We start from the raw sequence: 12,938 nt of genomic DNA, 5'->3' as shown, positions 1-12,938 counted from the left end.
AGGTGGCACAGGCGTCGGGCTTAGGGACGGCTACCGTGCCGTCGTCATAACCGTGCTGGCCGGGATACATAGCGTTACTCCTGTCGAACCTTGCTGCTGACCAGCAAACTCAACCGCCGGCTCCGAAAAGGGTAACCAACCGGGGACCGCCGAGCCTCCTGCACCGCACCGACTTCGGGCCACCGCTGCGGACGGCGACTCACCGACCGTCTCCGGCCTGCCACCCGGCCGGCAGGCCGGCGCCGGGCTGGGCAACAGGTTCGGTCCATGCGGCCTCGTCGAGCTGCTGTGGACGCGGTCGGCCCGCCCGGGCCCGCGCGTCGAGCTCGGCCCGGGCGCCGGCCAACCGATCCGCATCCTGCGGCCCCGCCAGGACAGAACGCCGGCTCGGCGCCTGACGCCTGGCCGCAGCCGCGGCGGCGGCCCGCGCGGCCGCCAGACCGGTCCGGTCGCCGCCACGATCAGCGGCGGCCGCGGCCTCCTGCCCGCCAAGCTCGGCCCGCAGCTCCGCCGACCTCATGGCCGCGGCGTTCAACTGCTCGGCCAGAACGTCACGTTCGTAGGCCAGCCGAACGGGGGAATGCCACGGCACGACCGCCGCCGGGTTGGTCAGCGCCCGGTGCAGCATGCGCTTGATGTAGGCCAGCGGGCTGTGCGCGTCGCCGGCGGCGATGATGGAGTGCACGCCGGCGTACCGCTCGACCAGCTGGACGAGCTGCTCGGCGTGCCCGGCCCAGTCCGGGCTGAGCTGGGCGGCCAGGGTCACGGCCAGCTGGTGCCGGCGCAGCCCGCGCTCGCGGGCCACCAGCCGCGTTGCCCGCCGGCCGTCGTCGGCGTCGCCCAGGAACCGCGACACGCACTCCCACCGTCGCGCGATCCCCGCCACCAACTCTTTCGCCCATTGAGGGGCCGCTGAACCGCCGCTACGCCGTGGTGATGCCGGATACCGCCCGGTGGGCGTCCTAGGAGACTGGGAAGGTGAGACCAGGTGACGACCGCCCCTCGTCGGTGATGGGCGCGAAGCGCCGCGACGTTGCTCTTCGCCCCGGCCGTCAGGCCGCCTTCCACCGGCTACGGTGACGCGCGACGATTTCCTAGCCAGACCCCACCACTGACCGGAAGAAAGAGTCCTACCTAGACCCCTACGGGGCTGGTGGCAAAAAATGTCCATCCGCCGGGCCTGCTCGAGCGTGCGGTCCGTCGCGTCCGTCGCGGCCTGCCGGGCGGTGCGGGCAGCCCACAGGGCGTCCGCACGCGCCCGGAAATCGGCCGGGGGTGCCGCGGCCCGGGTGGCACGGGCGCGGGCCTGCAGCGCCGCCCTGGCGGCCCGCCCGGCCTGCTCGGCCCAGCCGGCCGGGTCCACTTCGGCCTGCAGTGCCAGCTCGTCGCGGTCCTGCTCGGCCAGCCACGCCTGGGCGTCGAGCAGCTCGGCCTCCACCGCGGCGACCGCCGCGATCGCCTCCTCGACGGCGCCCTGGTACTCGTCGACCACGCGCATCGCCCGGCCCAGCAGCCGGGCCAGCACCTCAGCCGCCGGCCCCAGGTACGGCTGGACGTCGGCGACGGGGGAGCGGTGCAGCTGGGCGAAGTCGTAGACGGCACGCTGGCGGTGCCGGCCGAGCTCACGACGTTCCTCCACGGTCAGGATCCGGCCCGGCTCGACCAGCTCGGCACAGCCCAGCTCCACCGCCCGGGCCCACCCGTTGGTCACCGTCCGCGGGGACACCCCGGCGAACACCGTCGTCCAGTCCTGCCCGCGCATCGACCGGCGGCCCGACTCGTAGCTCGCCGCGATCGCCATCACCCCCACCACCAGCGGGATCTGCGGGGGCCGGCCCCGCGCCGACAGGCCCCGCTTCTGCCGGTCGGCGGCGTCGCGGGCGAGATAGTCGGTGAGCAGCCACCAGGCCCGCGCCCAGCCCGTCTCCCCGCGCGCCACCTGCAACCGGCCCCGCGAGCCCGACCGGGTCAGCCGCGGCAACGCGGCCACCACCCGCTGCACCCGCTCGCGCCAGACGATCGCCTCCTGCAGGCGCCGCTGCGCCCGGCCCACCCGCTCGAGCGCCAGCGCGTGCCCGGCCGCGTGTTCGTCGACGCGTTCGCGGGCGGCGGCCAGCTGCGCCAGGTCCTGCGCGTGTACCGCCCGGGCGGCCGCCAGATAGGTGACCTGCTCACCGCAGCGCCAGCAGTCACCGGCGCCGTCGACCCGGCCGCACACCTCGCACGCCAGCCGCGCCCGCAGATCCGCCACCCAGCCCGACTGTTCCGCCGTCAGGCCCCGCCGGCGGCCGCGGCGGCGGGCCCGGTCCGTACGCGCCCGCCAGCAGGTCAGGCACAACGGGGCCGTCTCGCCCGGGCTGCGCTGGCTCACACCCAGCCGCGGATGCGGCACCCCGGCCGTCACGCAGGCCGAGCACAGCTCCTGCTCGCCCGTGACGTACCGGGCCCGCAACGCCGGCGGCACCGCGGCCACGTCGACCAACGTCATCTGCCCCGGCAGCACCGGCCGCGGCGCCAGCAACCGCAGATGATCACGACACACCCGGCCGGCCACCGGATCGGCCACCGGCACGAACCCGCGCCCGGCCTGATGACACAGATAGCACCAGCCCGGCCGCAGACCCGGCCCGGACACCGGCGCCGGCAGGCCGCTCACCACGACACTCCCACGCCAGCACCAAGCGCAACAGCGCCCGCGACGCGTACAAAAACCCAGCTCAACGGCATGAACACCGACGGCGCGCATGCGACGGAACCGGGCATGGATCCCCCGCCAAGCGAGGGCAGATCCGCTGGGGTTAGGTAATGCCTAACCCCCACGGCGATGGAGAACGGCGGGCACGTCAGCCCAGCCCGAACGAGGGCGTGCCTTATAGCACCGACACGCCGACAGCGTTCAGAGGGCAAAAAAAGGCACCCGCCGGGGGCAGGTGTTATCGTTACCTCCGGTTGGTAGCTGCCGCCTTGGACCCCGCACTAAAACTTGCGGCCAAACAAGACGTTTGGGGTCTGAGGCGGCTTTTTTAGTTGTATGCGCGCGTGTGGCGCGGTTCCTCCAAGGTCACATTGGGTCCTCGCGGAGCATAAGGCCTGAGGGGTGCGAGCCCTCGCAGACACGCTGTCGGCGAGACCACTCAATCCTCATCTGAGGCCTGATCCACATAGGTCAGGGATCAATCAACCATCCGCAGTGCCCAGTTGCCAAGTTGTCATCGGTTGTCTCTGGTAGGCCGTTCCCTCCCGCGTGGCAGACCGGAATCCGCCGCGCGCCGCAACTACCCTGCGACATGTGCCAACCGCGCCGATGACTCTTGAGGAACATCGCAGCCGTCTGACCCGCTACGCCGAGTTGATAGCGGAGAACGGACATCGGCCGGCTGAGCCGCACCCCTTGGCGAACTGGATCGAAAACATCATCGGGGTGGGCTACGCCCAGGTCCCGGACGAGTTCCGCAGAGAGGCTCGGGCGGTGTACGAGACGGCTCTCAGCGCTCACCTGTGGGCGAAGGTGCAGGCAGTCACCGCCGAGCTGGCTGCCGCCGCTATCGGCACCCCGACGTCGTTGCGCCGCGCACGTCAGCTGGCGGTGGGATACGCCGCAGGCCGATACAACACGGGGCAGCGCGCGGCGATTGACGCCGCGCTCCCGGCGGACTGGCGATCGCTGGCAACCACGCCCCGCCAGCGGCGGCGAGCTGATCTCCCCGCACATCGGCACCTTGCAGAGGAACTGCGCGGGTTCGTGGCCCAGGCTGGCCGTTTGCCGTTGCCGTCGGAACGTCGAGACCTGGTCCGGTTCGCCGACATCTACGCCCGGGGAAAAGCCCCCATCAGCGTTCCCCCGGCCCTGGTAACCGAAGTACTGGACATCATTGCGTCTACGCCGCCAGCGGTCTGGCATCAGTCGTTCACCTCGGCACAGGCGGCGCTGAAGGGCCGTACGATCGCACGTCGAGCTCGCCGGTGGCTGCTCGCCCAGCAGCGTGCGCTCGTAGACGGACAGCTCACCTCGGGCCAGCAGCAGCTGATGGCCAGCCTCCCGAAGGGATGGCTCGAACGTGCCCAAGAGCAGGAGTCGAGAGCACCCCCCCGTATGAACCCGGTTGTGGTCAACGCAAATCTGCGCCGACAAGGGACGGCTGCGGCACGAACGGTCGTCGCAGCGCAAGCGGCGCTACGGTTATGCGACCAGCCAGACTTCCGCCGGGTACTCGAAACGCGAGTCGCGCACCCAGAGGCGTCGCTGTCCGAGCTGGCCGCCCAATGCGGGATGACCAAGGACGCGTACTCCAGTCGGTTGCGACGCGCGCTAGCAGTAGCAGCGTGATCGTTCAGGAAAGACCAGCGCCCCTCGCTCGGCGATGAGCCGCGCCAGCCTGACTGCTTCAAGCTGCCTGAATCGTGTTCTGGTGGTTCTTGTCGGCAAGAGTCATTGCATCCCGCTGAAACGCGGATGCAGCGGCAACATCCTCAGGATCGTCTGTCAGCTCGACCTTGATGCGCCGGCCATCCGAGTCGAAATGCATGATCACCACGCGAGCGCTGTCAAATAGCCACCAGTCGGTGTCTCCGAACGGAGCTCGCTCCGCGAGCCCTCGCGCCTGTGTCCGAGTCAGGTATTGGATCTTTTCGCCCGCAGCGGTATTCCATGCGTCGAGCCAGAGTTCCCAGCGCTGGTAGTCGGTGGGAGGCTCTTCGAGCACCCGGACGCGACCGATGGGTTTGCCTGCTGCTGTCTGCTCAGCTACCTGGTGCATCCACGGAGAGAGGTAAGGATCCTTCATCGGGTCAGAAGGACGTCCTGCCAAGAAAGCCTCGATGCTGGCGTGTTCATCGGTGATCTCGTAGACCGGCTGCTGCTCCCACCGCCACGCCGAGAGCTGAAAAGTCTCGAATGCCTCCCAAAACTCGGTGCCAGGACCTCCGTCAGTGAGAACACGTCGCATGACTTAGCGATCCTTTCCTTTGCGGGCCTTCATGCCCTGAGCATGGTGACTCATTGCACTACGGATGATCTTGCGTGCCTCATCGCCTTCGACGGCGTCCTGCCAAATCTCTGTCATGGCGTCGACATGGGCGACCCACTCGTCGTCTCCCATAACGTCGTCGTCGTAGTAGTTCTCAATCACGCCGATACGGCCATACAACTCGAAACTGTTTCGAACCACGTCGTGATAGTTGCCGTAGACGGGAAGAATGCCGATCCTGAGGTTCGGCAGATCCATGAAATCGAGGATCCGGTCACACTGCGCATACATCACCTCTGGTGGAGCGATGCGCCGGGTAAGCACAGTTTCGTCGACTACTAGCTCGAACCGATATTTCGAGTCGTACAAGAACTTCTTTCGCTGCATTCTGGCCGAAACAGCTGCCTCAATATCGTCGACCGAAGTCTTGTGCAGCTTGGCCGACGCGGTCAGCACCGCAGTCGCATAGTCGCGTGTTTGCATAAGACTCGGCACGAAGGAACGCTCGATCATCCTGACAACGTCGGACTGTTCTACCAGCTCGTTGTAGGTGTGCTGGTGTGCTTCCTGTCCCTGATGGAGTGACCTAGCAAAGTTCGTCGCATGCCCCTCGGCGAGCATCGCCAAGAGTTCCTGCTCGATCTCCGAATCAGCACCAGCTGCACGTACCCAGGAACGTATGTCCTCATCGGTTGGCATCTGCTGTCCGAGACGGAGCTTCGACAGTTTCGACGGCATCATGCCAGCGCGTTCGGCGAAGACGACGCCTTTAGTCGTGCCCTGCATCTGGCGGAGCCGCTCCACAAGACCACCAGGTTCGAGCAGCCACCTTTTCAGCTTCGGGTCTTCCACGCGTGCACTCCTCTGTTAGGCGGTTTGCCAGGTCCCGCCGAACACGCGTTCATTGGTGTGCTGGTGAGTATTGACCACAGGAGCCGTCCCGCCTTTCCCCGCGCGGCAGGTCGGAAACGCATATGACTGCGCCCGGGGCTCCGTGTTGGCTTCCCCGGGCAGTCGATCCGATCCTCTTGTGGGCTAGTCGCGAAGCCTGTCGAGGACATTGGCCGGCACGAAGATGACATCCTCGCCCTCGGCGAGACCGGCCTGGTTGGCGTCGGAGACTGCTTGGACTGCGGTGCGCTCGTCGCCAACGACCGCGCGGCCTTGGACGTAGTAGCCGCCAGGCGCCTGGATGAGCGCTGGGCAGCCGTTGCCGCCGGAGTTGACATCTTTCCAGAGAAACTGGAGCTCGAGATCGTGCATGGCGCCGTCCTTCGGTCGCTGCGTGATTGCGAGAGATTCCTAGCCCAGAGTCCCACTAGACCATGAGATCACACAACAGCCCTGGCCGACGGATCTGTCGGCCAGGGCTGCTGTGTTGAGCGGTCCGGGGACCTGGCCCGATCATGGTAGCAAGATATTTCTAGATATTTCTTGACCGCCATCGGGATCAAGCGCATGGTGAAGACAGGCCCGCTGGCTCCTCGCCATTGACTTCTCCACCTCAGAAGACGCGGCCTAGTTCTGCGTGCCTCAAACACACGCAGAGGGCCTCGACGGAAGCACCCGTCGAGGCCCGGTTCGGCACCAACTCAACCCGATTGCAAGGGAGAAACAAGTGCCACTGAGCAGCGTATCCGCCCCTCCCCGGGAGGGCGCAACCCAGGAAGAGATGGCCCGGCAAGTTCGTGAGCTCGCCGGGCTCGTCTATGAGTTCGGCAAGTGCCGTAGCTACGTGTTCGAGCCGGACGGCGGTGACCCCTGGTTCCCCGGCACCGAGGTGCCGGAGGACCTGGAGGCTCAGGCGGGGAAGGCCTGCGCGGGCTGCCCGGTCATCGCCGAGTGCCTGGAGATGACGCTCCAGCTCGAGGCGGAGCTGCCGCGCCAGCACGTGGTCGGGATCTTCGGTGCGACGCCGGGGCACCAGCGGCTGCGGATGCTCGACGTCCGCCGCGCGCAGCGCGAGGACGAGCAGGCCCTGGTTGAGGCTGGGGGTGGCGCGCGATGACGGCAACCCTGCTCGCCCGGCCGGCTGCCGCGCCGCGGCCGTTGACCGGCCCGGAGCTGCTGCACCGGTCGGCGGTCCTGCTGCCCAGCGTCGTCGACAAGGGACAGACCACGGCGTCGAACGTGCACGTCGCGGTGTACAAGGCGGCGTTGCAGCTGCGGGACGGCTGTGACGCCGGTACGGCTCACCAGCTCGCGGGTGAGGCGATCGACCTGCTGGTCGCCTACCTGGCCGACCTGCACGACCTGCGCGGCGCGTCCCGGGAGGTCCAGTACGAGGCGATGCGCGGGTGGGCGTTCCGGCGCAACGTCGGCGCGGTCTGCTTCGCGCTGCGCGCGGCCGCCGAGCACTGGCGGGCCGAGCTGCTGCTGGCCGCGTTCGCCCCGGCGACGGCGGGGCGGTGATCACGATGACGGTGACCACCGAACGCGCCGCCCTGGTCGCGGCCGCCAAGGGCCGCCCGCTTACCGGTGGGGTCCGGGTTCTGGCCCCGGCGGCGGTTTCCGCTCCTCGGCCGGCGCCCAGCCAGCCGGAGAAGGTCACCCAGCCGGAGAACGGGCCGGCGGCCGGGCAGCCGGAGAGCACGTCGATCGAGGCGGTGCTGGCGGCCGCGGAAGCCAGCCTGCAGCAGAAGCTGCGGACGAAGGCGGCTCGGGTCCGGGAGCAGATCATCGAGCTGGACGGGCTGGTCAAGGCCGAGGCTGAGGCCCGGCAGGTCGAGGCCCGGGTGCTGAAGCTGCGCGACGAGCTGTCCGCGGCGGAAGCGCAGCTGAAGACGCTGCGGCACTCGACGCCGCGCGGCACTGCGGGCAGCTCTACGGCGTCGTCGACGACGTCACGGGACGTGGCCCGGGCGGTGCGGGCGTGGGCGAAGACCAACAACATCGAGGTCAGCGCGTACGGCCGGGTGCCCAACGATCTGGTCCAGCAGTGGCAGGACGCGACCGGGGGGATCCTGTGATGGCCCGCCAGTCTGTGCTGCTCACCGCCGCCGGCGCGGCGGCCGCCGGGTACGCTGCGGCCGCGGTGCGGCTGCAGGGCCGCCTGCGCCGGATGGAGGCCGGCAACGCCGCGGCCTCGTCGCGGCTGCGCCGCTTGCAGGCCCAGCTGCACCGGGCGGAGGTCCGGCTGCGCACCGACGCGCTGACCGGGGCCGCGAACCGGTCCGGGCTGATGTCGGAGCTGGAACGCCGCTCGGCCGGCAACGCCGATTTTATGGTGGCGTTGCTCGATCTGGACAACTTCAAGCAGGTCAACGACCGTCTCGGGCACGCCGCCGGGGACAAGCTGCTGGTCGACATCGTCGCCCGGCTCAGCGTCGTCATGACCGCGGTCGGCGGGATGGTGGCCCGGCTCGGCGGTGACGAGCTGGTCGTGGTCGCCTCGTCGGCGTCGGTGCAGGACTCCCGGGCAATGGGCCCGCATCTGGTCCTGGCGGCCGCCGAGCCGCTGCCCGGCGACGACGACCTGTGGGTGTCGGCATCGGTGGGCCTGGTGCATGCGCTGCCGGGCGACGACCCGCGCCGGCTGCTCGCGACCGCGGATCACCTGATGTATCAGGCGAAACTCGCCGGTGGCGGGAAGGTCGCCGAGCAGGACCTCGAGTACGAGCTGGACGAGGTCCTCGACCGGCCGGCGATCCGCTCGCGGGACATGCAGCGCGGGCACGCCGAGCTGGCCGCCGCCCCGAGGCGGGCCGAGTGATGACCGGACAGACGCCGGCGCCGACCGGTTACGTGAAGGTCCAGATCGCGCTGGACTGGTCCGCCAGCGGCCACTACGACGCCCGCCGTGAGCTGCCGTGCAAGCACTGCGGACAGCCGACGAACCTGCGTAACGACCTGGGCCAGCCCGATCACAAGGTGTGCGTCGAGGCGGAGATCGAGGCCAAGGTCCTGGCGTACGCGAAGTCGCTGCTGCCGGTGCCCGCCGAGCGTCCGGCCCGGCGCCGGCCGCGCGTGGTGCAGGCGGTGGCCTGACATGACGACCACGGTGATCACGTTGGACCCGGCCGGTCAGATCCACGGCCTGCCCACCTACCCGTGGCAAGGCGCCCCGCAGGGGATGGCGACCCGCCGGCAGCTCGCGCAGCTGGGGTTGCGTAAGAACGGGCAGGACCCGGCGGCGCAGCTGCTGCGCCCGCGCCGGCGCCGGCCGCCGCTGGTGGCCTACCTGTACCGCATCGATCTGGCCGCCCCGCGGCGTCCGTTCACCGACGCGAAACGCGCCGCGGTGCACACCGCGGCCCGCTCGCGGCAGGTCTGCCAGGGCCCGTGCGGCCGCCGCGACCTGGGCTACATCCCGCCCGAGCTGACCGGCCGCCGCTGCTGGCAGTGCTGGGACCAGGCCAACACCACCACGGGAGGCCGCTGATGCGCGCCATCACGCTGACCAGCGCGGCCGCCGGGTGCGCGGCCGTGGCCACCTCGATCGCGGTGCCGCTGTCGCAGCTCGACGAGCCGGCCCTGCTCGCGGTAGCCGCGGTGCCCGCGGCCGGCGCGGCCGGGCTGCTGCTGTACGGCATCGGCGGGCGGCTGGCGGACTGGCGCCGCTACCGGCACAACACCGCCCGGGCGCTGTCCGAGGCGGAGCTGGCCGAGCTGGGCCTACCCGGCCTGGGCACGCCGGTCCGCCCGGACGAGGCGTCGGAGCTCACCGCGGTTTCCGGTGGTGACCGGTGACGACGTCCACAATCGCCCGGCCGGGCGGCACCACGGTGTCGCCCGGCGGGCCCCAGCCGGGCCGCAAACCCCCGCCGGCGTCGCCGGCGCCGAGCCCGGTGCGGGCGGAACAGCTGCGCAAGAGGGTCGAGCAGGCCAAGGCCAAGAGCGACAACATCAACCGGGCCACCTGGGGTGTGGCCGCCGGCGTGATGATCTACGGCACGGTCAACGTGACGATGCTGCTCGTCGAGCATCACGTGCCGTGGCAGATCGCGCCGCTGCTCAGCCTGATGGTCGACCTCGGCCTGTGCGTCGCCCTGTGGGCGGCGCCGGTGCTGGCCGAGTACGGCCGTAAGTCCGGCTGGGTCAACGTGCTGCGCTGGGTCACCGCGCTCATGTCGTGGGGCCTAAACGTCGCCGAGCCGGCCCTGGCCCGCGATTGGGTCGGGGTGGGGATCCACTCGTGCGGGCCGGTCCTGCTGATCGTCGTCGCCGAGGCCGGCGCCGCGCTCCAGCGGACCCTGGCGGAAATCGTCGCCGAACTCGACGCGGAGCTCGCCACCGCCCAGCAGGCCGTCCCGAAGGGCCAGCAGGCGCTGGCCGATCTTCAGGCGGAAATCGCCCGGCTGGCTCAGGAACTGGCGGAAACACAGGCCCGAGCCGAGGCGGAAGCCGCCCGGGCCGGAGCGGAAATCCAGGCGCGGGCCGAGGCGGAAACCCGGGTGACGGAAACGGCCACCCGGGCGGAAACCGAGGCCGGAAAGCAAGCGGAAATCCTGCGGCAGGCCCGAGCGGAAATCGAGCAGCTGAAGACGGCCGTCCAGGAGGCGGTCGCCGAGCGGGACGAGGCGCGCCGGCACGCCGGCGAGCAGACCCAGGCGGCCGGGCTCGCGCAGGGCCGGCTGGCCGAGGCCCGCGACAGCGCCGAGCGGGCGGCGGCCGCCCAGGTGGCCGCCGAGCAGCAGGCCCAGGAGCACATGCGGCAGGTGTCCAGCCGTGCTGAACAGGCCGAACACCAGCTGCGGCAGGAACTGGCCAAGGCCGCCGGCCAGGCCTCGACGGCTGAGGCCACGGTCGGTGAACTGACCGAACAGCTCCGCCGGGTGCAGGCCCAGCTCGACGAGGCCCGGACCGCCGGTGAGCGGCAGGGCACCGCCAAGGTCCTCGCCGACCTCAAGATCATCGAGTTGGAGAAGGGCCGCGACGCGGCCCTGACCGAGCTGGAGCGGGTCCGCCGGCAGCTGGCCCGGGCCACCGAGAAAGCGGAAACCGCGGTGGAGCGCCAGCCGGAAATCAGCCGGGCACCGGTGCGGAAATCCGCGGCCCTGGTTCCGGCCGGTCTGGCGGAAAACCTGCCGGTCAGCGTCGACACGGTCGCCCCGGAAACGGTGGCCACCGTGCTGATCGCCTGGGCGGAAAACCCGAACGCGTCTCAGGCCGAACTGGCCAAGATCACCGGCATTTCCGATCGGACCATCCGCAAGGTCCTGCGCGCGATCCCGGCGGAAATCGCCGGCGAGCTCGCCGGGCAGGTCCTCGCCCTGACCGGCGGGAGGGCCGGCTGATGACCCCGGAGCAGCAGATGCCGTACGTCGAGCAGCAGGCCGGCGGGGCGTGGGCAACCGCACCCGCACGTTCGCAGGCCGGCGCGGGTGCGGTTGCGCCCACACAGGTCACCGATCAGCAGGAAGGAGTGCCCGGTGGCGGGGCATCGCAGCGTGAAAGCGGCGCAACCGGCGCAGTACGAGGTGCGTCAGCAGCGCCGGCGGGCCCGGATGGCGGTGCGGCTGGCCGAGGCCACCACGCCGAGCGCCCGGATCGGGGCAGTCGCCGACCATCTCCGCGCCGCGCTGGCGGACCTGCCGGGCCCGGCCGCGGAACAGATCGCGGCGCTGGCGATCGAGACGCTGAACGCCGCGGTGGAGCAGGCCTACCGGGAGGAAGCCCGCGTGGCGGCCGCCCGGACGAGGCCCCGGTGAGCGCCACGACCGGCCCGGCGGCGGTCACGGTCGGTGATACCGCACCCGCAACCGCAGTGCGGGACGACGTACCCGCGCGTGAGCCCGCAACGCGCGGCGAGGCGCGCCTGCGCGCCTATGCGCGCGTGAGGCTAACCGGTGCGAGTGCGGTTGCCAAGCGGGGATGGGCGGTCGCTGTCGGTGACGTCCCGTCGGTGTGGAGCGAGGCCCCGGCCAGCCCGGCCGAGCTCGTCCGCTACGCCCGCGACGGCGCCTGGTGCCGCGACACCCGCGGCTTCATCCGCGGCGCCGGGCGGGTCTACCACACGGTGGTGGCCATCCCGGTCTGCCTCGTGCTGTACGTGATCGCGCTGATCCTGCAGCGGCCCGGCCGGCTGACCGCGGCCCTGTTCCTGTCCTTGATCGTCTGGCTCGTCCTCTAAGGAGGTTTCCCCATGATTCCCGCCGTGAGCATCTCCACCGCCACCCTCGCGTTCGCCATCGCCCTGGTCCTGATGCGGATGCGCCCCAACGCCAAACGCCTGCAGACCCTCGCCACCTTCATCACCGGCACCGCCCTGGCCGTGGTGCTGGCCGGGTTCGCCGATCACTGGCTGACCACCGCCGCGAACTGGGCCAGCCGCACCCTGTCCACGATGTTCAGCGCCTCCCCCGACGCCGCGGACGTCATCCGCGGGGTCTGCACGGCCCTGCCGTGGGTGCTGCCCGCCGTGCTGATCCTGGTGTTCCTGCTGCAGGTCGACCCCCGCAAGGGCGGCACCGGCGGTAAGGGCTTCAACAGCAGCAAGGGCACCACTCACGTCGGCGGTAAGGGCGGCGGTGGCGCGCTGAAGCGGTCCACGCCGTGGCTCGGGCTGCTCGTGCCGATGGCGTTCGTGATGGTGCCCTGGTCCCAGCTCGGCATCGGGGGCTGACCGCGATGCTCGAAGTGATGTTCGTGATCGGGTTCCTGTCGTACCTGATCCAGAACGCGGCCACCGGGATCATCGACGCCGCCAACCGTGAGCTGCCGCCCAAGGCGAAGCTGCGGATGGCCGAGATCGACGCCGCCCGCGCCGCAGGCGTCGCCCCTCCCACGCGCTACGGGTTCACCGACTACATCGGCGACTGGATCAGCGACGCCCTGCAGCACGCCCGCGACGATCGCCGCAAACGCGCTGAGCGCCGCGGCGATCCGGACACCCCACCCTCTGCTGGCGGCGAGGCCGGTGAAGCCCCGACGCTGGCCACCGCCCCCCAGCCGGACCCGGCCCAGCCAGCCGCTCCAGGCACGCCGGGCGCGCCGCCTGCCCCGGGCACGCCGCCTGCCCCGGGCACGCCG

17 protein-coding genes are annotated in these 12,938 nt (G+C 70.6%); 13 read left to right on the top strand and 4 right to left on the bottom strand.

Annotated features, from left to right (window positions below):
• Positions 1 to 199: 199 nt before the first annotated feature.
• Positions 200 to 2,656: a hypothetical protein gene (locus tag CRP55_RS48290; protein WP_097328852.1), complete on the bottom strand. Its 2,457-nt coding sequence runs from the start codon at positions 2,654 to 2,656 to the stop codon at positions 200 to 202.
• Between the two features lie 633 nt (positions 2,657 to 3,289).
• On the opposite strand from CRP55_RS48290, the gene CRP55_RS48285 reads away from it, so the two are divergent.
• A complete protein-coding gene (locus tag CRP55_RS48285; protein ID WP_143235467.1) occupies positions 3,290 to 4,327 on the top strand; it encodes a helix-turn-helix domain-containing protein in 1,038 nt (345 codons plus the stop codon).
• A 58-nt stretch (positions 4,328 to 4,385) separates the two neighbouring features.
• On the opposite strand, the gene CRP55_RS48280 is transcribed toward CRP55_RS48285, so the two are convergent.
• The 3 genes from CRP55_RS48280 to CRP55_RS48270 all read right to left on the bottom strand — a co-directional run bounded on the left by CRP55_RS48280 (position 4,386) and on the right by CRP55_RS48270 (position 6,230).
• On the bottom strand, positions 4,386 to 4,946 hold the full coding sequence (locus CRP55_RS48280) for a DUF6879 family protein (protein ID WP_097328850.1): 561 nt from the start codon (positions 4,944 to 4,946) through the stop codon (positions 4,386 to 4,388).
• 3 nt (positions 4,947 to 4,949) lie between these two features.
• The gene (locus CRP55_RS48275; protein WP_143235465.1) at positions 4,950 to 5,819 is read right to left on the bottom strand and encodes a DUF5753 domain-containing protein; all 870 of its coding nucleotides are present in this window, start codon (positions 5,817 to 5,819) and stop codon (positions 4,950 to 4,952) included.
• 183 nt (positions 5,820 to 6,002) lie between these two features.
• Positions 6,003 to 6,230, bottom strand: coding sequence for a lipid A biosynthesis lauroyl acyltransferase (locus CRP55_RS48270; RefSeq protein WP_097328848.1), 228 nt, complete (start codon positions 6,228 to 6,230; stop codon positions 6,003 to 6,005).
• A gap of 409 nt (positions 6,231 to 6,639) precedes the next feature.
• Between CRP55_RS48270 and CRP55_RS48265 the strand changes: the two genes are divergently transcribed.
• From CRP55_RS48265 to CRP55_RS48210, 12 genes are all read left to right on the top strand, one after another.
• Positions 6,640 to 6,975, top strand: a complete 336-nt coding sequence (locus CRP55_RS48265) for a WhiB family transcriptional regulator (RefSeq protein WP_143235463.1) — start codon at positions 6,640 to 6,642, stop codon at positions 6,973 to 6,975.
• A complete protein-coding gene (locus CRP55_RS48260; protein WP_097328846.1) occupies positions 6,972 to 7,379 on the top strand; it encodes a hypothetical protein in 408 nt (135 codons plus the stop codon). The genes CRP55_RS48265 and CRP55_RS48260 overlap by 4 nt, the downstream gene beginning before the upstream one ends.
• A gap of 5 nt (positions 7,380 to 7,384) precedes the next feature.
• Positions 7,385 to 7,936 carry an Lsr2 family DNA-binding protein gene (locus CRP55_RS48255; protein WP_143235461.1) on the top strand — a complete coding sequence of 184 codons (552 nt, stop codon included), beginning with the start codon at positions 7,385 to 7,387 and terminating at the stop codon, positions 7,934 to 7,936.
• Complete coding sequence (locus CRP55_RS48250; RefSeq protein ID WP_097328844.1) at positions 7,936 to 8,679, top strand: GGDEF domain-containing protein; 744 nt, start codon at positions 7,936 to 7,938, stop codon at positions 8,677 to 8,679. Before CRP55_RS48255 ends, CRP55_RS48250 begins: the two co-directional genes overlap by 1 nt.
• A complete protein-coding gene (locus CRP55_RS48245; RefSeq protein WP_097328843.1) occupies positions 8,679 to 8,954 on the top strand; it encodes a hypothetical protein in 276 nt (91 codons plus the stop codon). The genes CRP55_RS48250 and CRP55_RS48245 overlap by 1 nt, the downstream gene beginning before the upstream one ends.
• A gap of 1 nt (position 8,955) precedes the next feature.
• Positions 8,956 to 9,348: an RRQRL motif-containing zinc-binding protein gene (locus tag CRP55_RS48240; RefSeq protein ID WP_097328842.1), complete on the top strand. Its 393-nt coding sequence runs from the start codon at positions 8,956 to 8,958 to the stop codon at positions 9,346 to 9,348.
• Positions 9,348 to 9,656 carry a hypothetical protein gene (locus CRP55_RS48235; RefSeq protein ID WP_097328841.1) on the top strand — a complete coding sequence of 103 codons (309 nt, stop codon included), beginning with the start codon at positions 9,348 to 9,350 and terminating at the stop codon, positions 9,654 to 9,656. The genes CRP55_RS48240 and CRP55_RS48235 overlap by 1 nt, the downstream gene beginning before the upstream one ends.
• On the top strand, positions 9,653 to 11,203 hold the full coding sequence (locus tag CRP55_RS48230) for a coiled-coil domain-containing protein (protein WP_097328840.1): 1,551 nt from the start codon (positions 9,653 to 9,655) through the stop codon (positions 11,201 to 11,203). Before CRP55_RS48235 ends, CRP55_RS48230 begins: the two co-directional genes overlap by 4 nt.
• Positions 11,204 to 11,338: 135 nt before the next feature.
• A complete protein-coding gene (locus CRP55_RS48225) occupies positions 11,339 to 11,617 on the top strand; it encodes a hypothetical protein (RefSeq protein ID WP_143235459.1) in 279 nt (92 codons plus the stop codon).
• A 194-nt stretch (positions 11,618 to 11,811) separates the two neighbouring features.
• Positions 11,812 to 12,039, top strand: coding sequence for a hypothetical protein (locus CRP55_RS48220; protein WP_097328838.1), 228 nt, complete (start codon positions 11,812 to 11,814; stop codon positions 12,037 to 12,039).
• A 24-nt stretch (positions 12,040 to 12,063) separates the two neighbouring features.
• A complete protein-coding gene (locus CRP55_RS48215) occupies positions 12,064 to 12,531 on the top strand; it encodes a hypothetical protein (protein ID WP_143235457.1) in 468 nt (155 codons plus the stop codon).
• A gap of 5 nt (positions 12,532 to 12,536) precedes the next feature.
• A partial coding sequence (locus tag CRP55_RS48210) for a hypothetical protein (protein WP_218855136.1) occupies positions 12,537 to 12,938 on the top strand: 402 nt, incomplete at its 3' end.

The organism is Paractinoplanes atraurantiacus, assembly GCF_900215205.1.
GTDB lineage: Bacteria > Actinomycetota > Actinomycetes > Mycobacteriales > Micromonosporaceae > Actinoplanes > Actinoplanes atraurantiacus.
Note: the sequence above shows the minus strand (reverse complement) of the source record. Positions and strands in the feature narration are given on the sequence as shown.

Coding starts and splice junctions, on each gene's coding strand:
- CRP55_RS48280 (WP_097328850.1), bottom strand. CDS start 4,946: ATGCGACGTGTTCTCACTGACGGAGGTCCTGGCACCGAGTTTTGGGAG.
- CRP55_RS48270 (WP_097328848.1), bottom strand. CDS start 6,230: ATGCACGATCTCGAGCTCCAGTTTCTCTGGAAAGATGTCAACTCCGGC.
- CRP55_RS48265 (WP_143235463.1), top strand. CDS start 6,640: ATGGCCCGGCAAGTTCGTGAGCTCGCCGGGCTCGTCTATGAGTTCGGC.
- CRP55_RS48260 (WP_097328846.1), top strand. CDS start 6,972: ATGACGGCAACCCTGCTCGCCCGGCCGGCTGCCGCGCCGCGGCCGTTG.
- CRP55_RS48255 (WP_143235461.1), top strand. CDS start 7,385: ATGACGGTGACCACCGAACGCGCCGCCCTGGTCGCGGCCGCCAAGGGC.
- CRP55_RS48250 (WP_097328844.1), top strand. CDS start 7,936: ATGGCCCGCCAGTCTGTGCTGCTCACCGCCGCCGGCGCGGCGGCCGCC.
- CRP55_RS48245 (WP_097328843.1), top strand. CDS start 8,679: ATGACCGGACAGACGCCGGCGCCGACCGGTTACGTGAAGGTCCAGATC.
- CRP55_RS48240 (WP_097328842.1), top strand. CDS start 8,956: ATGACGACCACGGTGATCACGTTGGACCCGGCCGGTCAGATCCACGGC.
- CRP55_RS48235 (WP_097328841.1), top strand. CDS start 9,348: ATGCGCGCCATCACGCTGACCAGCGCGGCCGCCGGGTGCGCGGCCGTG.